Raw genomic sequence first — 23597 nt, forward strand, 5'->3', positions numbered from 1 at the left:
CGGGACCAATTCATTGTGTGAACTGGTCCCGTTTTTGTTCTCCCTGCACAAAATTTGTGTAGCAAATTTGAGGAAGACTGAGTAGTGAATCAAACGGCAAGCCCGGCCTTGCGCCCAGGGACAAAGCTGGCATATCTGATCATCGCGGTGGCTACCGGGTTGCTGATGCCGATTCAAAGCCGCGTTAATGGTGCGTTGGGGGTGCAGCTTGACGACCCCTTTGCCGCGGCGCTTGTCAGTTTTGTGGTGGGGCTTGTGGCATTAACGCTCATTCACTTGGTGTTTCCCGGGCCTCGCCGGGCCGCCCAATCCATCCCGAGGGTCATTGCGCAGCGTCGGTTTCCTTGGTGGTATTTGGGCGCTGGAGCCGTCGGTGCCTTTGTGGTGGTCAGTCAGTCCACTGCGGTGCCCATAGTTGGTGTGGCGCTGTTTACGGTGAGTCTGGTGACCGGTCAAACCATGGGGTCAATGGTTGTGGATCGGTTTGGATTTGGGCCGGCGGGCCCGCGGAAAATTAGTGCCTTGCGGCTGATCGGTGCGCTATTGACCCTGGTGGGGGTGCTGTGGGCGGTCAGTCCCCGAATCATCACCGACGTGGAACTTGGCTCGCTGCTGTTTCCGATGATTTTTACTCTTATCGTCGGAGTGCTCATGGGCTATCAATCGGCGTCCAATGGGGTGCAAGCCCAAGCCTATGGAAATCCGTTGACCGCAACCCTGATGAACTTTGTGGTCGGCACGCTGATGTTGGGGCTGATCTTGCTGGTCCGGTTGCCTCTGGTCTCGACCGACGGGGCCTTCCCCACTGGGTGGTGGTACTACATCGGAGGGCTTCTTGGCTGCGTGTTTATTGGAGTCTCGGCCTTTATGGTCCGGCATTTGGGAGTGCTTTTTACCGGCCTGTGCATGATTTGCGGTCAGCTGCTCGGGTCGCTGCTGCTTGATGTGGTGGTGCCTACCGCAGGTTCGCAGATAGGTTTTGCCACCGTTGCCGGTACCGTGCTCACCCTGCTGGCGGTTGGCCTGGCTTCGGTCAGCGGCGGCGGAAGTGCCAAGACACGCCGCCGCTAGGCTGACTTTTGGCTTCTCGGTTCGAATGAAGTTGGCCGGGTTTTCCGTTGCGGGGCTATCAGTTTTTTACTTCATCGATGATGTAGCGTGCCGGCTTGTGCGTTTGGGGCAGCCAGTCATCGAGGCGCAAAACCGGACAGGTGGCAGGGGATATGCCAGCAACGAGTGGCGATTCCGGAACGGTTCAGCGCTGACCCGCTCGGGAACCGCCACTGCCTTGATCTCAGCAAAAGCTGGGCCCCCTAGCCGTTAGGAGTTCAGAGCCTTGGCGTCTTGGAGGACATCGATCAGCTGATCGAACCATTGCACGTAACTTCCATAGGTATATGGGCGTTTGTCATCCCACTCCACAACTTGTTGAGCCTTTACGGCTGGAAGTGAGGAGAACACCGGATGATCTTTAACCTGTTCCGCCGTCCCGGAATAGCTCAGCACCACGTCTGCGGGAAAATCGCCGACCTTTTCCCAACTGAGTGAGGCCCATGCGCTCGTGTCAGTTGGGCCGGTGATCTCGAATCCGAGGTCTTCCAGCAGGGCCAGCTGGCCGATGGTTTTCTGTCCGACATACAGGTCGTCGTAACCGTTCAGTGCAATGATTTTCAGCCCGGGCTTTTGCTCCGCAATCTCTTTTAGGGTGCTAAGCCGATCGGTGAACTCCTTTTTATCTTGCACGGCTGACGCGGAATTGGTGTCTCCGCCAAGGGCTTTTGCGAGCTCTGCGTAGTCTTCAATGACCGCTTGGACGGGGCGTCCACCCGATTTGATGGGCAGGTATGGAGCAGTGGAGGTGGCTTCGGACTGTACTTTTCCATCCCACCACGTCCAACCCGTGCCCTCGGCATTGCCGTAGCCGATGATCACGTCGGGGTCCAAAGACAGCAGCTTCTCCAGATTAAATTCTGCGTCTTTGCCGATGATGGTCATCTGGCTGACGTCCGCATTGCCTACCGATAGTCCGCCGTCTTCGGTCAGACCGTATCCGAAGACGCCCGTTGGACGGACCCCGTAATCCCACAAGGCGGCAGCAGAGTAGGAATCGACGACGATCGAATCCGGTGCCTGCTCCAGGGTGGTTGTCTTTTGATAGGACGAGTCGGTAAATGACCAAGCGTCCTGCGAAGCCTTTGACGACGGGTCGTCCTGCGTGGAGCTCATGCTTTGCGCCCCGCAGCTGGTTAGCCCGATGACGGCGGCAAGGCCAAGAGTTGCGAGTAGCTTGACTCGGGTGGAACCATTCATGTTCGGTATTTCCTTCATGTGATGCGATGCGGTTTTTTGGGACCGCCTGATGTGTGGCTTGTTTTCTAGATGTGTGCTTAATCCCAGCTGCCGGATTCGCCCAAGGGGATCACCAGGGGAGTCCGTGAAACGGGATCCTCGATGATCTGGCTGTGAAGCCCGAAGACTTCGTGAATGAGTTCTTCGGTAACAATCTCTCGAGGTGCCCCCGCTGCCACGACGTTGCCGTCTTTCATGGCGATCAGATGACTGGCATAGCGGCAGGCGTGGTTCAAATCGTGCAGTACCGCAACGACGGTGTGCCCATTGCCGCGGTTGAGCTGTCGGCATAGCTCCATGATCTCTATTTGATGAGCGATATCCAGGTATGTGGTCGGTTCATCCAGAAGCAGCAGGGGAGTCTGCTGCGCGAGCACCATCGCAACCCAGACTCGTTGACGTTGCCCGCCGGAAAGTTCATCGACCAGTCGGTGGGACAGGGGGCCGGTTTTGGTGGCCTGCAGGGCCTCCAATACCGCCTGCTCATCGGCCGCTGACCACTGCGAGAGCAATTTCTGATGCGGGTACCGGCCGCGCGCAACGAGATCTGCGACGGTGATTCCTTCCGGGGCAATTGAGGATTGGGGTAGCAATCCCAATCGTTTGGCTACTTCTTTGGCCGGCAACCTGTGGATGGGTTTTCCATCCAGGATCACCTGTCCCGCCACTGGTTTAAGCAGACGCGAAAGCGCGCGTAAAAGCGTTGATTTCCCACAGGCATTTGGCCCAATAATGACGGTAAAAGAACCATCGGGAATGTTCACGTCGAGTCCTTGGGAGACAATTCGCTGTTCGTAGCCCAGAGTCAGATCGTGCCCATTCAACCGGGAAGTACTTAAATCCTCATGATTCTCCGCATTAATGATGTGCTGGTGGCTCTTTACCTTCGGCAGATCAGCTTGTATCAATTCACTCGTCTTTCTCAATTTCGTTTCGCTTCCCGGAGCAATAGCCAGATCAAATAAGCCCCACCAACGCTGACCGTGACGACCCCAACCGGCAGCGACGTATCAGGGACAATGCGTTGGGCGATCACATCGCTGAGGAGCAGAAATACTGCACCCAGAATGGCCGAAGAACCCAGCTGGACACCCGCGCTGCGAGTTATCCGACGGGCAACTTGGGGCGCCGCGAGGGCAATAAAAGAGATGGGCCCGGCCGCAGCTGTCGCCAGTGCGGTGAGTCCTACACCGACAACCATTAGCAGTAGACGGGATCGTTCAACCCGGATACCCAGGGCGTTGGCAGCATCGTCTCCCAACTCCAGCATGTGCATTCTCGGGGCAATCATGGCGGCCGCAATAAAAAATACGATGGCTGCGAGCAACGCAGGCTTTGCCTGTTCCCACCCGATGGCATTAAGCGAGCCCGCACCCCAAACGGCGGCAGACATCGCTTCTTCCAGCTCCGAACGAATAATCAGCCAAGAATTAAATGATGCAAGGAGCGCGCTAAACGCAATGCCGACGATGATTAATCTAAAACCTTGTGACCCGCGGCGGTAGGCCAGCAGGTAAACCAGCGCCGCAGTGATCAGGCCACCGGCTAAGGCTCCGGCAGCGATCTGGAAGTACCCTCCGCCGGCAAGAAAAATAACTGCCAGAGCGCCGGTATATGCTCCGGTGTTAAAACCGATGATGTCCGGGCTGCCCAAAGGATTTCGAGTCAGCGATTGGAAAATGGCTCCGCTAGCACCCAAGGCCGCGCCGAGGGCTAGGGCCATGACAACCCGTGGCAGGCGCCACGAGAGCACCACTCGTTCGCTTGCTGCGGTGCCATTGCCGAAGATCGTGTTCAGCAGCTCGGCGGCCGTGAAACTAATTTCCCCCATAGCCAAGGACCACAGCGCTAGCACCATGCCGACCGCGGCAATTACGACGCCGGCAACCACGGAACGACGCTGCATTCGGATGGAAAAGCGGCCCTTAGGCGATGCAAGAATAATTTGGCTGGGACCGAAATTTACCCGTTGCGCCTGATATTTGATGCTCGGCTCGATGCTCATAGCCCACTAACTTTCTTACGCCGGACCAGCAAAATTAGTACCGGGGCGCCGACAAACGCGGTCACGATGCCTACCTGCAATTCGCCCGGTGGAACCGCTATGCGGCCAATGACATCCGCGAGCAACAGTAAAACCGGACCCAACGCCAGGCTGTAGCTCAGTATCCAACGCTGATCTGCACCGACGATCCAGCGAGCAATGTGCGGAATCATCAATCCAACAAAGCCTATGGGGCCAGCCGCGGCCGTTGCCGCGCCGCACAGCAAGGTGACGGCAACGATGACCGTTATTCGGGTCCGTTGCACGTTGCTCCCCAACGCCTGGGCCAGATCATCGCCCAGGGAAATCGCGTTTAACGACCTGGTGCAGAAAAACGCCAGGCAGATGCCGAGAAGAATAAATGGCAGTACCACCAGAACCATCTCCATGCTCCGGTTATTTAATGTCCCAGCGCCCCAATATCTCATTCGGTCGAAAGCCTCTGGGTTGAGCAAGGTAATACCGCTTGAGACACCGCCTAGTACAGCTCCCAGCGCGACTCCCGCGAGCGTGAGCTTAATCGGGGTAGCTCCGGCACCGCCACGCGAACTGATGAGATACACCAGCACCGTTGAGATGATTGCCCCGCCAAATGAGAACCAGATGTAATCGGTGATACTCACGAGTCCGAAAACGGCAACGGCGATCACCACTGCGAATGCGGCACCAGCGTTGACTCCAAGGATCCCCGGATCGGCAAGGGGATTGCGTGTCAGTGCCTGAATTAAAGCTCCTGCTACGGCCAGCGCCAATCCGGTCAGGAGCCCAACCAGGGTACGGGGGACTCTCAAATCGTTAACTATGACCATATTTTCTGGTGTGCCGATGCCACGAACACTGTTTAAGACATCCACGGGGGCAATCCACTTGGCTCCGACTGCGAGCGACAGAACTACGCAGAAGCTGAGGGCCAGCATAGCCAGGACAAATCCAAGCATTCGTTTTGCATTGCTGGTGGCTAGACCGGCATGTTCTGGTTCGAAGTCGGTTTCGGGGGCACTTGGAGGCTCTGTTCGTGACGGATCATCAATGGCACTCAGAGCAGTCGGGTCCTCGCCCCGGCCGGCCATAGAGCCGCTGGAGATCTGCAGTTGAGCGCGCATCGTGCCCCTTCGGTTAGGTTATGCTCACCTATTTAGTGGCACAAAAGCACACGATATCATCTCTTTATTATTTTGTATTTCACGATTACGGCCGTCAGACCAAAGACCTATGGGTTTAATGAGCGGGAATGCGTGGAGGGAGTACGCAGTGTCGGCGATCGGTGAATTGGATCCTGCGCCAAAAGGAGCGTCAAGTTTCCTGATTTATGGCAACTTGCTCAAGAAGACCAACCCAAGAACAGTCCGAAAAACGCCAACTCTTTGCTCGCTGATGGGAGGTGAATAGCCAGCTGGAGAAAACGAAACCCGCCATCGCAGCCTTATGGCAGCGATGACGGGTGGTCGTTAGGAGAAAACCTTGGCGAAATTTTATTCAGCTAGAACCGGCGGCGAGGCAAGAGAGATGAACTCAATGTCGCCAGAGGGGCTAATCACCGCCATCAAACCGGACGGTTCGGTAGTGAACGATGTGGAGATCTCGGAAATCAGCGCCAGTAATTTCTCTTTTTCAGGTGGCTGGCCGACCCTGGGTATCCAGTGAAGCTGCGCGGAATGCAATTTTAGAAGTTCATCCATCAGCGGCTCACAGCCATATGGCGCCACAATCATCAAGGTCTTTAATGGCGTAGATGCCGCGGACGGTGTGGGAATCTGCGGAGTTTCGGTAGACATGCGTGCGCGGTCCGAGCGCCACAAAGCGAAGTGATACACGGCCACGGCCACGGTGGCGATCAGCCAACCGAAGGGTGCGCGAACTAAGTCCAGCAAGCTTCCCGAGCCGGTGGTGACCAGCAAGAATTCAAATACTCGGTAGGCGATGACCAGCAAGGAAATTAACGCCACCACGGCGCTGCAACCGAAGAACAGCACCAGATATACCCGCCGGCTGGCGGGGTCTGACGCTCGCTGAGGGCGGAAGAAATAGACCCACGCGATAGCGCCGACAATCAGCAGGCCGAGGCCATAGCGCAGGACGTTGTTTGAAGTTTCCGATGCATAGCTGGTCGCCAGGCCGGCGAGCAGGGCGTTGATCACCATGCCAAGACCGCTGGCACCGAGCGCCAGCGCCCCACCGCTGATGAGCTGGCGTGAAGCCTCGGCGACTCGTGCGGGCCGCGAGGCGCCTTTGGCCTGATGATAGGTCCAAACCATCAGGCCAACCAGAACTGCAGCGAGCAGGAGCGGGGCTCGGGTCGACAAGTTTTCGGAGAAGAGACCGGCTGTACCCGGTAGTGGGAGTACCAGCCCGAGCAGCAGACACGCGCTCAAGAGGGTCAGAACCCCCGGGATCGCGAGGAAGAGCAAAACAAAGAGGAAGTCGGTGAATTCGTCCACTGCCTGATGAACCCGCTGAACGATCCATAACCACCACCACAACAACCCGGCGCCTGCAGTCCACGCGGTGGCACTGAAGAGGCTTGGCAGTGCCGAGGCCGGGCCGATCAGCGTTGGTTGCGGTGAGATGATTTCGTCCAAAGCTAGCTCCACCAGCACCACCGCTGACAGGGCGAACAGCACCAGAGCGAAGGCGCTGCCCAAAGCCCCGGGCAGGGAAGGCAGCTGAGTCGGCGCAAATTTGGGGCTTTTCAGGATCCGGTATTGCCAGATGAAAATCAACGCCCAGCCAAGGGTGGCACCGAGTAGTGGTTGCCAGTCGGCGGCGCGTGTCGGACTGATCAGTTCGGAACAAAGACGCAGGAAGGACACCGCTGACATGGCCAGGGAGATGACGTAGACCGACGCGGCCTGTAGCGTCCAGATCGCCGAATCGGCCGGTTGCAACGTAGCAATTTTTTCCTTCAGGTCTCGCCATAAGAGCCAGGCCAACGGCCCGGCAATGAGAGTGAAGGACAGGCCGATCGCGATTTCGGAGGAGCCGGGATAGGTGGGGACAAACCCCCGAAGAGCCATGGTGATCAGGGTGGACAGGCCCGAACCGAGCACCATCAGCAATACGAATAACAACCCATGCAAGATGAGCTGACGCAGGCTGGTGACTACCTGATTTGAGCGGGGGGCGGATAACGTGCTCATGCTCAGTACCCGGACATTTCTTCGTCGGTGCACAGGGTGACCTGCCACGGGGCGGAGGTAATCCGCCATTCATTTCCACTCTTGGACAGTTCAAAGGTTTCTGGATAATTTCCCATGCCGAGCAGGGAACCAAAGGCGCTGGAGCTTTCCACAAAGTGCACGGTGACCACGGCACCGTTTCCGTTGACCGACGTATTGACCAGGTCAAGGTTCAGGTCTTGACTGTCCACCGAGTAGGGGTCGCACAGCCCGGTGGCGGCAGAATTTTTCACATACCCCTTCGCTTCGGCGAAATCTCCATCCGCGATGGCCATCACATAACGCTGGATGGTCCCCTCGGGGGTATTCGGTGGAAGTAGCGGAGCAGTGGGGCGCAGTGCCACCGAGATCAGCGCGGCTATAACCAACGCCACACATAGCGCCGCTAAGCCTGCTAAGACCCAGCGCACTCGTGAAAAATTACTTGTCATACCCTCATTTTGCCGTTTCCAAGGTGAATAACCTAGCAATGAAATGTTCCGAATTGATAAAGATCTCACCCGCGATTTGCTCATATTTGAGATACTTGTTTAGTGACGATTCTTTCTCCCACCCAAACTAGTACGTCGACCGACGTTCCGACCCTCGAACTGCCTCCATTGCAACTGGGCAAGCACACCATTGAAACACCGGTGATCTTGGCTCCGATGGCAGGCATTACCAACCGGGCGTTCCGTCGACTGTGCCGCGAATACGGTGGTGGCGTGTATGTCACCGAAATGGTGACCGCACGCGCTTTGGTAGAACGTAATACCGAGTCGATGCGCATCATCTCCCATGACGCGGATGAAGACTTCCGTTCCATCCAGATTTACGGGGTGGATCCGATCACCGTGCGCGCCGCGGTGCGCATGGTGATCGACGAGAACCGAGCGGACCACATTGACCTGAACTTCGGTTGCCCGGTGCCCAAGGTGACCCGCAAGGGCGGGGGAGCGGCGCTGCCGTGGAAAACGGATCTGTTCACCTCCATCATTGAAGCTGCCACCTCGGAGGCCGCCAAGGGCGAGGTGCCGTTGACCATCAAGATGCGCAAAGGCATCGACGACGATCACCTGACGTATATCGAGTCAGCCAAGATCGCTCGTGACCACGGCGCCGCCGCAGTAACCCTGCACGGGCGCACCTCGCGTCAGTACTATGCGGGCAAGGCTGATTGGGAAGCCATCGCCACCCTGCGTGAAGCAATACCCGATATGCCAATCTTGGGCAATGGCGACATTTTCAGTGCCGAAGACGCGATCGAGATGGTCGAACAGACCGGTGTAGACGGAGTGGTCATTGGCCGTGGTTGCCAGGGTCGTCCGTGGCTGTTTGGTGACCTACAGGCAGCCTTCGAAGGCCGCGCCGATCGGTTCCGTCCCGGTGTACGTGAGGTCGCCGATACCGTGTACCGTCACGGGGAACTGCTGGCCGAATTCTTTGAAGATGAAGGCAAAGGGATGCGCGATATTCGCAAGCACATCGCCTGGTACTTTAAGGGCTACCCGGTCGGTGGCGACATTCGCTCACAGCTGGCGCAGGTGCCTTCCTTGGAACGACTGCGTGAACTGCTGAATGAACTCGATCTCGATCTGGGTTACCCGGGTACGGCCGCAGAAGGAACTCGCGGCCGCGCCGGAACGCCGAAGAAAACTCACCTACCCGACGGATGGTTGTCCACTCGGGAGATGAGTGACGAGCACCGAGTGATGATTAAGGCCGCTGAGTTAGACATCTCCGGTGGATAAGTCAGCGAGTGACCCAAAAGGTCACTAGACTCGTAATATGACCCAGATCAACGGATATACCGAAGCTGATCAGGAACGTTGGGTACCCGAGCCGGCTAAGAAGTCGTATCGCACCGCGTTCGCACGTGATCGCGCTCGGGTTTTGCACTCTTCGGCGCTACGCCGGCTGGGCGCCAAGACCCAGGTGGTCTCTCCGACGCTCAACGATTTTGTGCGCACCAGGCTGACTCATTCCTTGGAAGTAGCGCAAGTGGGACGCGAACTCGGCGCGGCATTGGGCTGTGATCCAGACATCGTTGATACCGCCTGTCTTGCCCATGACCTGGGGCACCCACCCTTCGGACATAACGGTGAAAAAGCATTAAATAAACTGGCCAAAGACATTGGCGGTTTTGAAGGCAACGCGCAGACCCTGCGCTTGCTGACCCGCTTGGAAACTAAAACTTTTCGGCACAACGGACACTCGGCAGGATTAAACCTGTCACGGGCAGCCTTGGACGCGTCGTGTAAATACCCTTGGTTACGCGAAGAGGCACCGCTGCGCAATGGAAAGCAGACCAAGAAGTTTGGTGTGTACACCGATGACCAGCCGGTTTTTGATTGGTTGCGTAGTGGACCGGATTCGGTCCCTGGACGAGTGTGCATGGAAGGCCAAGTGATGGACTTGGCCGATGATATTTCTTATTCGGTCCATGACGTGGAAGACGCGATTGTCGGCGGACGCTTTCAGCTGCGTTGGTTGTTGGAATCTTCGGTACGTGACCGTGCGTTGCAGGTGACCAAGGATTGGTACCTGCCCACCACGGATGAGTCGGATATCGATGCGGCCCTGACGCGGCTAGAAGCATCAGCAGAATGGGTTTCCCATGCAGATGGTTCGCGCCGAGCACGGGCCGCGCTCAAAGACATGACCAGCCAATTTATTGGACGGTTCTGTCAGGCAGCAATGGATGCCACGCGCAGCGAGTTTGGGCAGGGAAACCTCACCCGGTACAACGCACAGCTGATCGTCCCGGAGGAGACCGAACACGAGATTGCGGTGATGAAGGGTATTGCCGCAAACTTCGTGATGACTAAAGAAGAGCTTCAGCCGATGTATTTGAATCAACGGCAAATACTGACTGATCTAGTGGATCTATTGTCGGATAATGAAGATAAATACCTCGAACCGATCTTCGCTGCGGACTACAAGGATGCCGCGAATGAACAAGGACGACTGCGCGTGGTCATCGACCAGGTGGCCTCACTGACCGACGCTTCGGCGCTGGAATGGCATGCGTCGCTGGTCAAAGGCGAAAGTTACGAACCAAAGCTTTTCTAGGCTGAGCTTCATGCACAGCCCGTGACGCGCTCGGCCTATGCCGAGCGCAACTTCTTAGAATGGGAATCATGGCAGGGCTGATTAAACGAGAAGACATCGACGAGGTGCGTAACCGCATCGACCTCCGCGAGGTCGTCGAATCCTACGTCACGCTCAAATCTGCGGGCGTGGGCTCCTATAAAGGACTGTGCCCGTTCCACGACGAACGCAGTCCGTCCTTCCACATTCGTCCCCAGCTGGGAACCTTTCACTGCTTTGGCTGTGGTGAATCGGGCGACGTGTTCGCGTTCATTCAAAAGATGGATCACTCATCTTTCTCCGAAACCGTCGAGTCACTGGCCGCTCGTATCAACTACGAACTGCACTACGAAGATGGTGGCACCGGGCCACGCCGCGAAGACTATGGCAAGCGTCAGCGCCTGGTCGATGCACACAAGGTAGCTGAGGAATTCTTCCAGGCCCAGCTGGCCTCCGAAGAAGCTCAGACCGCCCGTGACTTCCTCAGTGGGCGTGGTTTTGAACCACAGGCTGCTGCGGACTTCTCCGTCGGATATGCACCCAAGGGTTGGGACGCATTGCTCAAGCACCTGCGTGCTCAAGGCTTCGTTGACGAAGAATTGAAACTAACTGGCATGTTCGCGGAAGGAAACCGCGGAATTTATGACCGTTTCCGTGGGCGTTTAGTGTGGCCCATCCGCGACCTGTCCGGAGCCACCATCGGTTTTGGTGCACGTAAACTCTACGACGATGATCAGGGACCTAAATACCTGAACACCCCTGAAACACAGTTGTATAAGAAGTCTCAAGTTCTTTATGGCCTGGATCTGGCAAAAAAGCAGATTTCCAAGACCAGACAGATCGTGGTGGTTGAAGGGTACACGGACGTGATGGCTTGCCATCTTGCGGGCATCACAACGGCGGTCGCTACCTGTGGCACGGCCTTTGGTACCGACCACATCAAAATAGCCAGAAGACTCCTGCAAGATGATGGCACCGGTGGTGAAGTCATCTTCACCTTTGATGGTGACGCCGCCGGACAGAAAGCCGCATTGCGTGCCTTCGACGAAGACCAGCGTTTTATCGCGCAGACCTACGTGTGCGTGGAGCCAAATGGCGCAGACCCCTGCGATCTACGATTGCATCGCGGTGATGAGGCCGTCCGCGAACTCATAGAACTAAAACGCCCGCTCTTTGAATTTGCGATCCGTGCCGAGCTGAAGAAGTTCAATTTGAACACCGTCGAGGGACGAGTGCAGGCCTTGCGGCAGACCGCACCCATCGTTGCACAAATTCGTGATTCGTCGATTCGCCCGGCCTACGCGAGGGAACTTGCCGGCTGGTTGGGAATGAACAACGAAGACGTCAACCGTTCGGTGGCGGCCTCCATCAAGCGAGCCAGGCTGCCAAAAAATACCCCGCCAGATACGCGGGGTAACCAGAGCGAAGGACAGGGGCAACAAGCATCGGCTAACGCTTTTGAGCGTCCCGATAGTCGCGACCCGGTCATGCGATTAGAACGACAGGCACTGGAAGTAGTGATTCAGCAGCCGCACCGGCTCAACGAAGAACAGTGGCAGGCCTTCTACGAGGCTCGTTTCATGGCTCCAGTGCATGCAGCAGTGCATGACGGCATCGTGGCCGCCAGCGCCGCCGGAGCTTCTGCTTCGTCATGGGTTGAAGTCATTCGTGATGAGGTTCCGGAGCAGCTGCGTTCCTACGTCTCCGAGGTCGCGGTGACGAGTATTCCGGCATCGGATGAACATAACCTTGCACGCTATTGCTCCGACATCATCAATGGTCTGATTGAGCTTCAAATCACACACCGCAAGGCGGAGCTTATTGGGCGGTTGCAACGTGCCGAAATGGAACCCGAGGGTGAGGAATACGCCCAGATCAACAGGGAACTAATGGAACTTGAAATGCGCCGGCGAATACTCCGGGGCACCTAAGTATCTGGTTTTGGTTTTTAGTTGAGCTTCGGGTAAAGTTATATCTCGTTGCATTCCTCCATAGCTCAATTGGCAGAGCATTCGACTGTTAATCGAAGGGTTACTGGTTCAAGTCCAGTTGGAGGAGCTTACGAAGTCCCGATCCGCACTGCGGATCGGGACTTTTCACATTTGCACGCAAGTTTGGGATCCTGGATCCGAGGGTTAGTCACCAAGTTTTTCTCGGGGCGTGGGAGCTTCCCACAACCTGCGGGACTCTAAATACCAAAAGTAGCTAAACAGGCCGATTTCGTACCATTCGACGATGAATAACGCCTGGGCTATCCCTAAAGCATTGAGTACAAACCAACCGATGATGCCCAGTGCCATCAGGATCAGTAACACCGCATAATGTATTGGGCGTCCGCCGCTGGTATCTACCTCGCAGAGGTCTTCTCGTCCAAGATGGCTGGCAATCGCAACGCCCATGCTGAGGATCAGCAACAAGGCTGCAGCGTAATGAACGCCGGCAAAGTCCGTGCCTTCTATGCTTCGCCAAAACAACAAGCCGATGAATGCAACTAGCGCCACGGTGCTCGAAAGGCTCAGAATCGTACTGAGTTTACTCGTGTGCAGCGCGCGTGGAGTCCACTTCTTGGTTTTCCATTCAAGCCAGACAAACACCGCAGATACGACTAAGACCGCGACTATCGAGATTTGCACTGACCGAATGAGCTGAATTTGCGCGGATGAGGTTAGCGACGACAGCGTTTGGCCGAGTCTTGTCGGTACTAACGCCACAAAGATTGCGTAGAATCCGGCGAGGTTTAGTGCGTAGTCTTCTAGGGGAGCGCCCTTGTAGACCACCAGCAGGACTCCGGTGGAAACGAGCATCGCGACGAAGAGATCTCGGCTGGGACCCAGATAGTAGGAACTAATCGAGTCCTCGACTTTTCCGTTTAACAGACCATAGATCACGATGGCCACCATGAGCAGTAGCGGAACCACCAGTAGGGCCAGCCTGACATAGCGTAGGGTGTCTCGGCCGTAGAGGATTTCGTCTGCGCTACTCATACTTGAATTCTGCAACAGCCGCTGCGTTGGCTAGGAATTGTTTGCAACTCAGCGTGTCGGCGTGGCGATAGTTTGCAGGAGTTGCGGTGTCAGGAATCAACTTCCGGCCCATCCATGGCCGAAGATGGACTCAGTAACTAGTTATCCACCAAGGACTTTTCGAGGAAGATCAAACTTTGCGTGTTCAATTGCTGGTCATTGAGGACTGTCCCAATTCCGCCGTGGCATCTAATCGCCTTGAGGCGGCGTTCAAGTTGCTAGGAATCGATGGAGCCTCAGTGGTGCACCGTGTGATGAAAACGCGCGCAGACGTGCTTGGCACCGAATTTGCCGGATCTCCAACGATTACCGTCGATGGTTTAGACCTTTTCCCAAGTACCCCAACCGAAGAGCTAACCTGCCGTGTCTATTCGACCCCGCTTGGTCTGCAAGGTGCACCAACAGTTGAACAATTGGCCGCCGCATTCACCGCCCGAGGCCTTAGAAAGCGCTAGCTACAGTGGTGCTGTACGTTGCCTAACAGAGCTGGGAGCACGCCATAAAGTGTCCACCTGCGGCTTCGTTGATGCCGATGCCACCAGCGCAGCTGATCATCACGTACGGCGTTGATTCCTGGCCCCTATTGCCTTGGTCAGTGTGTGATTTCCTATGCGACGTATCATCCAGCATCTGCTCTTTCAAAGCTCGCTCAGGCTAAAGTGTCGGAGCCTGACCGTAATGTCATTGATGGATCAACCAAGATTCAAATCGTCTCACGACCATGGGGTAGTGAGCGGTTCACCTCAACGCTTTTCTTAGCGTTGCCATCACTTGAGGAAAAATCATGACTGTTGGAACTCCATTGGAGCCCGCACCACACTCGCCGGTCCCGCCGGCTAAGTCCACCGCAGGTAAAGGTCTAGGCATTGCAGCCTTGGTCATCGCGATTGTTGCCTTAACCCTGTGCTGGGTCCCGATTGTTAATAATTTTGCTGCGGTGCTCGGCTTTGTCGCCCTAATCTTGGGTATTGTTTCACTGGTCCTCGCTGCCAAGCGTCACGGCAGCAAAGGACTGGGTATTGCCTCAAGCGTGATCGCTATCGTGGCAATCATCCTGGTTTTTGTTACACAGGCCGCCTACGTCAAAGCCATAGATGGTGTCTCAGCAGCCATTGAAGATGCTGCGGACGGTGAGGTCGCAGCCCCTGAGAAGGTTATCGAGCAGGCAGCGGATGAATCCGCTGTGCTCAAGGTGGGCGAGGCAATAACGATAGGCGAATATTCCGTCAACGTTAGTTCGGTAAATCTGAACGCTGACGCGGCAATCGCCAAGGCGAACCCGTACAACGACAAAGCCGAGGGACAGTACGTCCTGGTAGACCTTTCGGTGGTCTACAACGGGGACGAAGAGGGCGACGCATGGATTGACCTGCAAGCAGAACTTGTGGGAGCCGACTCGCGTATCTATAGCACCACCACCTCGATGGCCACGCCAGCCAAGCCGGCGATGGATGTCCCGACCCTGACTAATGGTGGCAAGGGTGTTTACCAGGTCGTCTTCGACGTGCCTGAAAAGGCACTGAGCGACGCGAAAATTCGTGTCACTGAGAGCCTGTCATTTGATGATGCTGCAGGACTTTGGGCTACCAAGTAATCTAGCGAAATCTGCTAATGAGCATGGGCCAGGCCGCACGGATATCCCGTGCGGCCTGGCCCATCTCTGTATTAGCCCGCAGTAGCTGCTCTATCGATGTGGATCTGCACAGTGTATGCGTACTGTTCAACCACTTCATCAGGATCAAATTCTTCGGACGGGAAATATCCCAACACTCGTAGCCCTTCAGCCAACCCAAGCAGTTGACAGGCCACGGCGGAGGCATGGCGACGGTCTTCGGTGGTGTCTCCAATGATCCGAGCGACCCCATTGAGGTACTTTTCACGCAACTCCTGTTGTGTGATTTTCGGGGTAGGGGATTGTCTGATCCGTGGAACTAGCGTTTGCCACGGATCGATAACGTCATCCTCGCGACGATTCAGGATCTGCTGCACCATGGCCCGGCCAAGACTCTCACGCGGAAGATCCAAATCTGCGAGTGGAACCGTGACCGTGTTCGCGACCGTATATAACTCGGCCTTGGATCCAAAAAGCTTGATCACCAACGCGGGGGAGACTTCGGCAATTTCGGCGATCTCGCGCACGGTGACATCGTGGAATCCGCGTTCGCCAAAGAGCCCGGCAGCGGCTTTGCGAATTCGTGCCCGCCCATTGTCCGTGCTCATGCTGGGAGCTCGATATCAACCCGTTCGGTCCGGGCACGCAAAATGACCTTGACTGACGCAGCTGTCTCGGTCTGCGGCGAAGCTGCCGTGAGCACATAGGTACCCACCGGAGGAAGATCTAAGGTGTAACTACCTAGATCATCGGTGTGGGTCGCAGCGATGAAGTCACCGGCGCCTGCACTGAGGCTTACCAGCGCACCGGCTACGACGGTTTCACCGGAAGCTACCACGCCACTGAGCGAGAGCACATGGTGCAGTTCAATGTCATGTTCCGTGATGCCTTCGGAGAATGTTACTAAATGGGAGCTGGGAACCCATCCAGCGGCGTTGGCGACCACCACATAACGGCCAGGTCCAGGCAGTACCGCGCTAAATTGACCTTCGTGGTCGGTACGAGCCCAGTCGCCAGGTACTCCATCCTCGCGGACAAAAGTCACGATGGCAGGTTGTTGGGTCCCGGGTCGCGGAGTCATGATGACCCGGCCATGAACCATGGTCTCTTCGACATCGGTCTCAATTTTAGGCACTGGGCTGCTACTAGGGATAAACAGCGCAATACCGATACCGATGATGGCGGCCAACGCGGCGAGCCAAAAGGATAAGTGCATTGCGTTAAGCGAGGGCAAGGGAACGCCGTTGTACTCCACGACCATCGTGGCAAGGATTAGTCCGGTCAAAGCACTGGCCACCGTGGTGCCTAGCGAGCGGATCAGTGCGTTCACGCCGTTGGCGGAGGCGGTTTCGGTAATTGGTACCGCACTCATGATCAGTGTTGGCATCGCCGCGTAGGAGAACGCGACGCCAACGTTGACCAGTGTGGCTCCCACAATGATCTGCCAAACTGCATCATCGAGGAAGACTCTGGCAATATAGGTTAACGCCATGATGGCGCCACCAAAGATAATGGTAGGTTTGCCGCCCCAACGATTGAGCATTGCTCCGGCCGCGCCGGAGAGCGCAACCATGGCCAATCCCGAGGGCACCATGGCCAAACCTGCAACTAATACCGAGAGGCCAAAGCCATAGCCCGTTTGTTCGGGGATCTGTAGCTGCTGAGTCGTGATGAGCATGTTAACGAACATCGCCACGCAGAGGAAAAACGAGGAAACGTTGGTTAGTAACACTGGGCGTTTGACGGCGGTGCGCAGGTCAATCATGGGTTGGTTGACGCGTAACTGCAACGGAATCCAGCCTGCAAGCAATGCGAGCGAAAGGGCAAAAAGACCCAGCGTGAGAGGGCTGGTCCAACCCCAGCTGGCACCCTTGGAAATTGCGAGCAATGCGGCGGTCAAAAGAACTGAGAGCACTAGCGCGCCGGCGATGTCGAAGCGGCCCGGTGTGGTGATCTTTGATTCTTTGACCAGCAGCAGCACGCCCACGAGGAAAACTAGTCCCAGTGCGGCGGAAACCCAGAACAGGGATTCCCAACCGTAGGCGTTGTAAAGTAAGCCCGACATTGGCATGCCTAAGGCCGAACCGATGCCCAAGGTTGCACTCATCAATGCGACGGCGGAGGCTACTTTTTCCTTGGGTAGTTCATCACGGAGTACTGAGATGCCGACAGGAATTAAGGAAGATGCAAATCCCTGCATTGCTCGGCCTGCGATCAGTGAGCCAAAACTTCCGCCAATTGCTGCCACTAGCGAGCCCGCGGTCATGACGGCCAGCGCCAGTATCAGCATCTTGCGTTTGCCGTACATGTCGGCCATGCGTGAGATGACCGGGGTGAAAATTGCGGCGCTGAGCAGTGTGGCGGTGACCAGCCACGATGAGTCTTCTGCGGAGACACCGAGGATCACCGGAAAATCCGGTAGGAGCGGGACAACAAGGGTTTGCTGGAGCGCCACTACCATTCCGCACAGGGCTAGGACGGTGGTGGTAGCCCATGAGGGGACGGAACGAATCGGCACGGCGGTGGCCTAACAAAATAGCTGAATCAAATAAGGGTAAACAGCTGTTTACCCTTGGTAAGAACACACTGTTTCTTCAGCTACTGTCAAGTAGGTTTGAAGCGTGCCGTGGCGGAAAATTGTGGCATCTGAGCTTGTCGGGAACACTTTAGTCTCGAACTATGCGTCGCATGCCCGTTCTCACTGAACCGCCGTCGCAGTATGTATGAGACCTTAAAGGTCTGGTATTCAAATAGCTAAAAGCAAAGAAGGTGAAGCGGCGCTCTGCAAGCGCGGCTCCACCTTCAATGTTTTTGAATAATTTGTTAGCGCTACTGATCTAACGCAGCGATGGCACGCACCGCGCGCGCAGCCTCTGCACCCTTCTTGACGAAGTGCTCAAAGTAGAACGTCTGGTGCTCGTCATTTGAGTGGAAATGATGTGGGGTCAGGCTCACCGAGAACGTTGGCACATTCGTGTCCAACTGAACTCGCATCAACCCGTCGACCACTGCTTGGGCAACAAAATCATGGCGATAAATGCCGCCATCCACCACAAGTGCGGCAGCCACTACGGCATCGTACTTTTCGCTCTGTGCGAGGCGCTTCGCCTGAAGCGGCATTTCATAGGCACCCGGTACGGTGACCACGTTCAGCGTGTAGTCGGTGCCGGACTCGTCCATATCGGCTTCGAAGCCGGCTAAAGCTTGGTCGACAATATCTGCATGCCAGCTCGCCTTGATAAACGCGACGTTGAGTTGCTTGCTCATATAATTCTCCGTAGGTCAGGTCTTTTGATAGCTAAATTTTTGGCTCACCAATGACAGCTTAGTGTCCTGCATCTCATTGGCTTAACGGCGTCGACAACCCACGTCATTATCGCTTGATCATTTCAGTTGCTGGGCTGCAATGCGCTTTGGCTTAGCGCCAACCAAGTAGCGGAGCCACATGTTTCAAGATCGATTCGATGACGTGCGCGTTATAGTCAACGCCCAGCTGGTTAGGAACGGTGAGTAGCAAGGTGTCTGCCGCGGCAATGGCCTCATCCTCGGCGAGCTTCTTTGCCAGTTCGTCGGGTTCACCAGCGTAGGATTTGCCGAAGACCGCACGAGTTTTTGCATCAATGTTGCCGACCTGGTCTGAGCTGTATCGGTCACGCCCGAAGTACTGCCAGTCGCGTTCATCGGTGAGTGCAAAAATGCTTCGGCTCACCGAGACGCGTGGTTCGCGCTGGTGGCCGGCGTCCTTCCATGCCTGACGGTACAGTTCAATCTGTTCGGCCTGCTGAACATGGAACGGCTTGCCAGATTCGTCGTCCTTGAGCGTAGAGCTTTGCAAATTCATGCCAAGCTTCGCGGCCCACACAGCAGTGGAATTAGAGCCGGACCCCCACCAGATACGTTCGCGTAATCCTTCCGAATGCGGTTCGATGCGTAGCAGTCCCGGGGGATTAGGGAACATTGGTTTAGGGCTAGGCTGGGCAAACCCTTCGCCGGAAAGCACTTCAAGGAGGCGTTCGGTATGACGGCGTCCCATATCTGCGTCCGACTCACCATCACGCGGTTCAAAGCCGAAATGACGCCAACCATCGATCACCTGCTCCGGTGAACCACGGCTGATGCCCAGCTGTAGGCGACGATTAGAGATGAGGTCTGCGGAGCCCGCGTCCTCGGCCATGTACAACGGGTTTTCGTAGCGCATATCGATCACACCGGTACCGATTTCAATGCGGCTAGTGCGGGCCCCAATTGCCGCGAGCAGTGGGAATGGGGAAGCGTATTGCTGAGCGAAATGATGCACTCGGAAATACGCGCCATCCGCTCCGAGCTCCTCGGCCGCGACCGAAAGATCTATGGCTTGCAGCAACGCGTCCGAGGCATTGCGAGTTCCTGACTGTGGGTGGTCAGTCCAGTGTCCGAAGGACAGAAATCCGATGTTCTTCATACTTGATCCAACAACTAGTTTCTGATCATTATTCCTTGGGTGCTGGTGGTCAGATCAACTCGAAGCCGTGTACCGCGGTGAGTAAATGTGCCACCGAATCTGGAGCGGCAAAGGGCAGCCAGAGCACCCCGGTCTTACCGGTGAGTAGACTCTCTTGTTTGACCATCACGCGTTGGGAATTTCTGGAGTTCCGGCGCCGCGACGGCGCAGCACCGGCTCGGCCTTGCCAGTGCCGCAACCGGCGGTCGCACCGGAACAGCAGGATCCTGCGCACCCGGAGGAGTTGGCATTGCCGGCATCGCTCGGCTGGCGGGAGGCATGGTCAGCGGCTTCGTGCAGCGCTTGGGCGATCTGCGCTGAATCCTGGCCTTCCTGCCCGAGTACTACAAATCCGGCATCGGCGATCATCGCTAGGTCGGTGCGGGCATCTTGCCCTTCGCTGGTCAGGTAGTCGCCCAAGAAAATTGAGTTGGCTACTTCTAGGGCTGTGGCTTGCATCGAACGCAAGTGCATTTCCCGGCCACCAGCAATACGCAGCTCCTTGTCTGGGCAAGCTAGTCGTACTAGCGCGAGGATGCGCAGGCAAGCGAGCGGGCTGAGATTCCAAGTGCCTTCCAAAGGAGTGCCGTCAAAAGGCATGAGGAAGTTGACCGGGATTGAATCCGAGTTCAGGGCGCGCAGCGCGAAGACGGCTTCGATGAGTTGGTCGGTGCTTTCGCCCATTCCGACAATTAATCCGGAGCAGGGGGACAATCCGGCTGTCTTCGCTTGCTCGACGGTTTCCACGCGCTCCTGGTAACTGTGGGTGCTACAGATCTGAGGGTAGAGGGATTCCGCAGTGTTCAGATTGTGGTTATAGGCATCGGCTCCGGCGGACCTAAGCTGTGCGGCCTGCCCGTCCTTTAGGATGCCGAGGCATGCGCAGACTTCGATCTGGGGATGCTCGGTTTTGAGCTGGTCGATCATGGTGGACACACGATTGACGTCCTGGTTGCTGGGTCCCTTGCCCGAGGCCACGAGGCAAACCCGCGAGGCCCCACCGGCAATTCCAAGCCCTGCTTGGCGGACCGCTTCCTCTGGTTTGAGCCAGGTGTATTTCAGGATTTCTGCTTTGGACCCCAGTCGTTGGGAGCAGTAGGTGCAGTCCTCGGGGCATAGTCCGGACTTGAGGTTGACCAAGTAGTTCACCTTGACGGTATTGGCGAAGTGCTTGCGGCGCAGGAGGCCTGCGGCGGACACCAGCGTGAGTGTCTGCTCATCTGAGGTCGAGATGATCATGTGGGCTTCGGCGACGGTGAGTCGATGTCCCGCGCTGATCCTTGAGACTAGGGCAAAAGGGTCAACCGGGATGCGTTTTGGTGCGGTCATAGTAGCCATGAGAAATCTCCAATTGAACGGTGTTCAAGAATGTTTGACTTCACTGTACAGGGAATTCTTCAACCATTGAACACTGTTCAGTAATAAGGCTGCAAGGTTAATCAAGAATGCTCGCGTCATTCGGCACAGGCCAAACGACGCGAGCATTGTCCTACGTCCGCTAAACCGGGGAAACCACCCGAACCAACGGATTATCCAAATCACCGGCGTAGAGCAGGCCGCCGGATTGATCCGTGAGATCTAACATCTGCTGATTATTGCGAAGCTGTAAACGGTTCAGGCAAGACAGCGGGAAGCTTGGGATAAACAAGCCCAAGTCATCAAAGTGCTGCGCGAACTGTGGATGCTGCGTCCTGTACTCCAACAAGCGTTCCGCGACGATAGTCCAGAATTCCCCCTCCGCCAGGAGCCCCTCGGTGTCTAGCAACGGTGCAAGGAAACGGAAGAAGGAGTCGAAGACATCGGTGAATACCGACAACACTGGATCTCCGCCGGTGCGCACCCGACGGATTTCCTCTGGAAGCTCGACACGATCGGATAAAATCGCAATCTCTTCTCCCAAGTCCTTCAGCAGGACCTTCTTGACTACACCGTTTTCCAACACCATAATCACGTTCTCGCCATGTGGCATGAAGACTAAGTCATAAGCGGCCAGGCAATGAACCAAGGGCACCAGATAAGCATCTAGATAGCGGGTCAACCAGTCGGCCGGCGCTAAACCACTGCGGCGGATTAGCGCCCCGGCGAAGGAGTTCCCGGAGAAATCTACATGGAGCAGACTGGCCATCGTGGCCAGTTTTTCTTCAGATTTGAGCATACTGATGGGCGACTCGCGCCAAAGTGCCGCGAGCATCTTGCGCTGCGGTGCGGTTTTATTAGTAGCTGCTTCAAACTGTGGGTTGCGATAGCCCACCGCGGCGATTTCGCGCAACAGAGCCACCGGTGCTGTGGAGAGCACCGGGTCGTTGTCAAACAATTCACCCAGCCACTGGTTGATAGCGGGGGTGACCTTCATATATTCCGCGCTCAACCCACGCATGAAGCCCATATTCAGGATCGACATCGCGGTCTTGACGTAGTGACGTGTGGGGTCAGAAAGATTGAAGAAGGTGCGAATCGATTGTTGTGCCTGGTATTCGTCCTGGCTATAGCCGAGCCAGATCAGGTGCTTGCGCGCAATGTCATTCGCGAAAGTGATTGATAAACGGTTTTCCCACTGCCAAGGGTGAACGGGCATGTAAATGTAGTCGCTCGGCGACAATCCGGTACCGAACAGTGCACTGTCAAGAGTTTCATCAAGGTATTGGCGTTCCTCCGGGTCTAACTGTGTAGCCAATAGTGTCTCGTAATCGAGGGTGTCGATGGCATCAAATTGGGCACGCGACGTGTGTGCCGCGACCCACCCGAGCTTCAGGGCCGAGCCAGTTTCCGGAGCGTAACGCAGATAGTCGCTGCGGCCTACACCCATGCGGCCATTGTTAGCCACAAAGCAGGGGTGGCCCTCGGTCATCGAAGATTCCACAAGCTGGAAGGACTGGGCCGCGCTGCCCGGGAACTGGGCTAGCTGGGCCGAGGTATGGGTGGCGTGCGCCTGCTTGTAGCAGTAGCTAGACAAGGTGGAAGAGAGCTCTTCCAGATAGACCGGCAGCTGAGCTTCGGAGAGCGTCAACTCACGGTAGAACAAGGTGATGAAATCAATGACATCAACCTCCGCTTCGTGCCATGAATCATTGACGAGCTGCTGGTATTGCAGTGATTCTGCGGCGACAAGCCAGTGATTAAGTTGGTAGCGGCCGGCGGAGAAGATCAAGCGGTGTCCATCTTTCTGCACGCAGTAGCGCCGCTCGCCGTATTCGACCGGATCAAGGAGGCGTTCGTGACAGAATTCGCCGAGTGCTTTGGCCAGCACATGACGATTGGCGGCCTCCCAGCGTGGTGGAGTGAGGAATGAGGAACCTAGGCTGTGGCCGGTTGCTTGTTCAAAATCATTTCGGGTACAGACGGAAAGCAACGCCTGCTTGATTGATCCGTCTGGTTCTGACAGAGCTATCGGGCGGACCGGGCGGAAACCCACCCGAGCGTTGAGAGCCTGGATGGCTTTATTGCGTAGGTCTGGTTCCACGATGACGCGTTCGACTCCGGGGCGGGTGAAGGCGTGGCGCATTGCTTGGGTGAGTGCTTCCAATGTGAAGCCCGGTTGCGGTTCGCTGGTTTGCGGCGCTAAGAAGTGCAAGCCGCGATCTCCGCGAACGTAATTGTAGGCTTCGCCCAACGCAGCGCTCTCCGGGTTGTAAAGCTCGAGCAGAAATTTTTCGGTGCCGGTCTCATCAAGGCCCAGCAATACTTGGTAGTCCGCTGTGGACAGCAGGCCACGGTATTCGGCAGCTATTTCTGTCGCGGTTGCGGTGGGCATCCCCCAGTAGGTGGCATGTTCGGTAGCGATCCACGCGTGGAGCAACGCGGTATCTTCGGGCAGGATGAGCGTGCGGAAGGTGTAGGTGGTCAT

General features: G+C 56.3%; 19 protein-coding genes and 1 tRNA gene. 7 read left to right on the forward strand and 13 right to left on the reverse strand.

Going from position 1 to position 23597, the window contains the following annotated elements:
• Positions 1-84 precede the first annotated feature (84 nt).
• Positions 85-1071: a DMT family transporter gene (locus ACX5K5_RS04190; protein ID WP_229677033.1), complete on the forward strand. Its 987-nt coding sequence runs from the start codon at positions 85-87 to the stop codon at positions 1069-1071.
• A gap of 249 nt (positions 1072-1320) precedes the next feature.
• Here ACX5K5_RS04190 and ACX5K5_RS04195 read toward each other — a convergent pair whose 3' ends face one another.
• From ACX5K5_RS04195 to ACX5K5_RS04220, 6 genes are all read right to left on the reverse strand, one after another.
• A complete protein-coding gene (locus ACX5K5_RS04195; RefSeq protein WP_459175069.1) occupies positions 1321-2310 on the reverse strand; it encodes an ABC transporter substrate-binding protein in 990 nt (329 codons plus the stop codon).
• Positions 2311-2387: 77 nt separating this feature from the next.
• Positions 2388-3173: an ABC transporter ATP-binding protein gene (locus ACX5K5_RS04200; protein WP_205738289.1), complete on the reverse strand. Its 786-nt coding sequence runs from the start codon at positions 3171-3173 to the stop codon at positions 2388-2390.
• A gap of 98 nt (positions 3174-3271) precedes the next feature.
• Positions 3272-4354, reverse strand: coding sequence for a FecCD family ABC transporter permease (locus ACX5K5_RS04205; protein ID WP_188684494.1), 1083 nt, complete (start codon positions 4352-4354; stop codon positions 3272-3274).
• Positions 4351-5496, reverse strand: coding sequence for an iron chelate uptake ABC transporter family permease subunit (locus ACX5K5_RS04210; RefSeq protein ID WP_459175070.1), 1146 nt, complete (start codon positions 5494-5496; stop codon positions 4351-4353). The genes ACX5K5_RS04205 and ACX5K5_RS04210 overlap by 4 nt, the downstream gene beginning before the upstream one ends.
• 369 nt (positions 5497-5865) lie before the next feature.
• A complete protein-coding gene (locus ACX5K5_RS04215) occupies positions 5866-7530 on the reverse strand; it encodes a DUF5671 domain-containing protein (RefSeq protein WP_443449603.1) in 1665 nt (554 codons plus the stop codon).
• Between the two features lie 2 nt (positions 7531-7532).
• Positions 7533-8000 carry a hypothetical protein gene (locus ACX5K5_RS04220; protein WP_141392963.1) on the reverse strand — a complete coding sequence of 156 codons (468 nt, stop codon included), beginning with the start codon at positions 7998-8000 and terminating at the stop codon, positions 7533-7535.
• Positions 8001-8102: 102 nt separating this feature from the next.
• Between ACX5K5_RS04220 and dusB the strand changes: the two genes are divergently transcribed.
• The 4 genes from dusB to ACX5K5_RS04240 all read left to right on the forward strand — a co-directional run bounded on the left by dusB (position 8103) and on the right by ACX5K5_RS04240 (position 12696).
• Positions 8103-9299 (forward strand): tRNA dihydrouridine synthase DusB, encoded by a 1197-nt coding sequence (dusB, locus tag ACX5K5_RS04225; protein ID WP_346059690.1) that lies wholly within the window; start codon positions 8103-8105, stop codon positions 9297-9299.
• A gap of 37 nt (positions 9300-9336) precedes the next feature.
• Positions 9337-10620, forward strand: a complete 1284-nt coding sequence (locus ACX5K5_RS04230; RefSeq protein WP_096256725.1) for a deoxyguanosinetriphosphate triphosphohydrolase — start codon at positions 9337-9339, stop codon at positions 10618-10620.
• A 68-nt stretch (positions 10621-10688) separates the two neighbouring features.
• Complete coding sequence (gene dnaG / locus ACX5K5_RS04235; protein WP_096256726.1) at positions 10689-12569, forward strand: DNA primase; 1881 nt, start codon at positions 10689-10691, stop codon at positions 12567-12569.
• A gap of 54 nt (positions 12570-12623) precedes the next feature.
• Positions 12624-12696: transfer RNA gene (locus tag ACX5K5_RS04240), tRNA-Asn, on the forward strand.
• 77 nt (positions 12697-12773) lie between these two features.
• On the opposite strand, the gene ACX5K5_RS04245 is transcribed toward ACX5K5_RS04240, so the two are convergent.
• Positions 12774-13622: a hypothetical protein gene (locus ACX5K5_RS04245; protein WP_346059715.1), complete on the reverse strand. Its 849-nt coding sequence runs from the start codon at positions 13620-13622 to the stop codon at positions 12774-12776.
• 290 nt (positions 13623-13912) lie between these two features.
• Between ACX5K5_RS04245 and ACX5K5_RS04250 the strand changes: the two genes are divergently transcribed.
• On the forward strand, positions 13913-14116 hold the full coding sequence (locus tag ACX5K5_RS04250; protein ID WP_459175071.1) for a hypothetical protein: 204 nt from the start codon (positions 13913-13915) through the stop codon (positions 14114-14116).
• A 329-nt stretch (positions 14117-14445) separates the two neighbouring features.
• A complete protein-coding gene (locus ACX5K5_RS04255; protein WP_443459304.1) occupies positions 14446-15255 on the forward strand; it encodes a DUF4352 domain-containing protein in 810 nt (269 codons plus the stop codon).
• Between the two features lie 71 nt (positions 15256-15326).
• Here the strand turns inward: ACX5K5_RS04255 and ACX5K5_RS04260 are convergent, their stop codons facing one another.
• From ACX5K5_RS04260 to ACX5K5_RS04285, 6 genes are all read right to left on the reverse strand, one after another.
• Positions 15327-15881 carry a TetR/AcrR family transcriptional regulator gene (locus tag ACX5K5_RS04260; RefSeq protein ID WP_096256730.1) on the reverse strand — a complete coding sequence of 185 codons (555 nt, stop codon included), beginning with the start codon at positions 15879-15881 and terminating at the stop codon, positions 15327-15329.
• Positions 15878-17791 carry an MFS transporter gene (locus tag ACX5K5_RS04265; protein ID WP_459175072.1) on the reverse strand — a complete coding sequence of 638 codons (1914 nt, stop codon included), beginning with the start codon at positions 17789-17791 and terminating at the stop codon, positions 15878-15880. Before ACX5K5_RS04265 ends, ACX5K5_RS04260 begins: the two co-directional genes overlap by 4 nt.
• A 311-nt stretch (positions 17792-18102) precedes the next feature.
• Positions 18103-18540, reverse strand: a complete 438-nt coding sequence (locus ACX5K5_RS04270; protein WP_442346813.1) for a 6,7-dimethyl-8-ribityllumazine synthase — start codon at positions 18538-18540, stop codon at positions 18103-18105.
• A 151-nt stretch (positions 18541-18691) separates the two neighbouring features.
• Positions 18692-19714, reverse strand: a complete 1023-nt coding sequence (locus tag ACX5K5_RS04275) for an LLM class flavin-dependent oxidoreductase (protein ID WP_443443137.1) — start codon at positions 19712-19714, stop codon at positions 18692-18694.
• 165 nt (positions 19715-19879) lie between these two features.
• A complete protein-coding gene (gene bioB, locus ACX5K5_RS04280) occupies positions 19880-21082 on the reverse strand; it encodes a biotin synthase BioB (protein WP_459175422.1) in 1203 nt (400 codons plus the stop codon).
• Between the two features lie 169 nt (positions 21083-21251).
• Entirely contained in the window at positions 21252-23597 is a 2346-nt protein-coding gene (locus ACX5K5_RS04285) for a GNAT family N-acetyltransferase (RefSeq protein ID WP_459175073.1), read from the reverse strand.

Source organism: Glutamicibacter bergerei (assembly GCF_054495185.1).

Excerpts from the sequence above, each read along its gene's own strand:
- ACX5K5_RS04195 (WP_459175069.1), bottom strand. The coding sequence starts at position 2,310 with ATGAATGGTTCCACCCGAGTCAAGCTACTCGCAACTCTTGGCCTTGCC.
- ACX5K5_RS04205 (WP_188684494.1), bottom strand. The coding sequence starts at position 4,354 with ATGAGCATCGAGCCGAGCATCAAATATCAGGCGCAACGGGTAAATTTC.
- ACX5K5_RS04210 (WP_459175070.1), bottom strand. The coding sequence starts at position 5,496 with ATGCGCGCTCAACTGCAGATCTCCAGCGGCTCTATGGCCGGCCGGGGC.
- ACX5K5_RS04215 (WP_443449603.1), bottom strand. The coding sequence starts at position 7,530 with ATGAGCACGTTATCCGCCCCCCGCTCAAATCAGGTAGTCACCAGCCTG.
- ACX5K5_RS04220 (WP_141392963.1), bottom strand. The coding sequence starts at position 8,000 with ATGACAAGTAATTTTTCACGAGTGCGCTGGGTCTTAGCAGGCTTAGCG.
- ACX5K5_RS04230 (WP_096256725.1), top strand. The coding sequence starts at position 9,337 with ATGACCCAGATCAACGGATATACCGAAGCTGATCAGGAACGTTGGGTA.
- dnaG (WP_096256726.1), top strand. The coding sequence starts at position 10,689 with ATGGCAGGGCTGATTAAACGAGAAGACATCGACGAGGTGCGTAACCGC.
- ACX5K5_RS04245 (WP_346059715.1), bottom strand. The coding sequence starts at position 13,622 with ATGAGTAGCGCAGACGAAATCCTCTACGGCCGAGACACCCTACGCTAT.
- ACX5K5_RS04255 (WP_443459304.1), top strand. The coding sequence starts at position 14,446 with ATGACTGTTGGAACTCCATTGGAGCCCGCACCACACTCGCCGGTCCCG.
- ACX5K5_RS04260 (WP_096256730.1), bottom strand. The coding sequence starts at position 15,881 with ATGAGCACGGACAATGGGCGGGCACGAATTCGCAAAGCCGCTGCCGGG.
- ACX5K5_RS04270 (WP_442346813.1), bottom strand. The coding sequence starts at position 18,540 with ATGAGCAAGCAACTCAACGTCGCGTTTATCAAGGCGAGCTGGCATGCA.
- ACX5K5_RS04275 (WP_443443137.1), bottom strand. The coding sequence starts at position 19,714 with ATGAAGAACATCGGATTTCTGTCCTTCGGACACTGGACTGACCACCCA.
- bioB (WP_459175422.1), bottom strand. The coding sequence starts at position 21,082 with ATGACCGCACCAAAACGCATCCCGGTTGACCCTTTTGCCCTAGTCTCA.
- ACX5K5_RS04285 (WP_459175073.1), bottom strand. The coding sequence starts at position 23,597 with ATGACCACCTACACCTTCCGCACGCTCATCCTGCCCGAAGATACCGCG.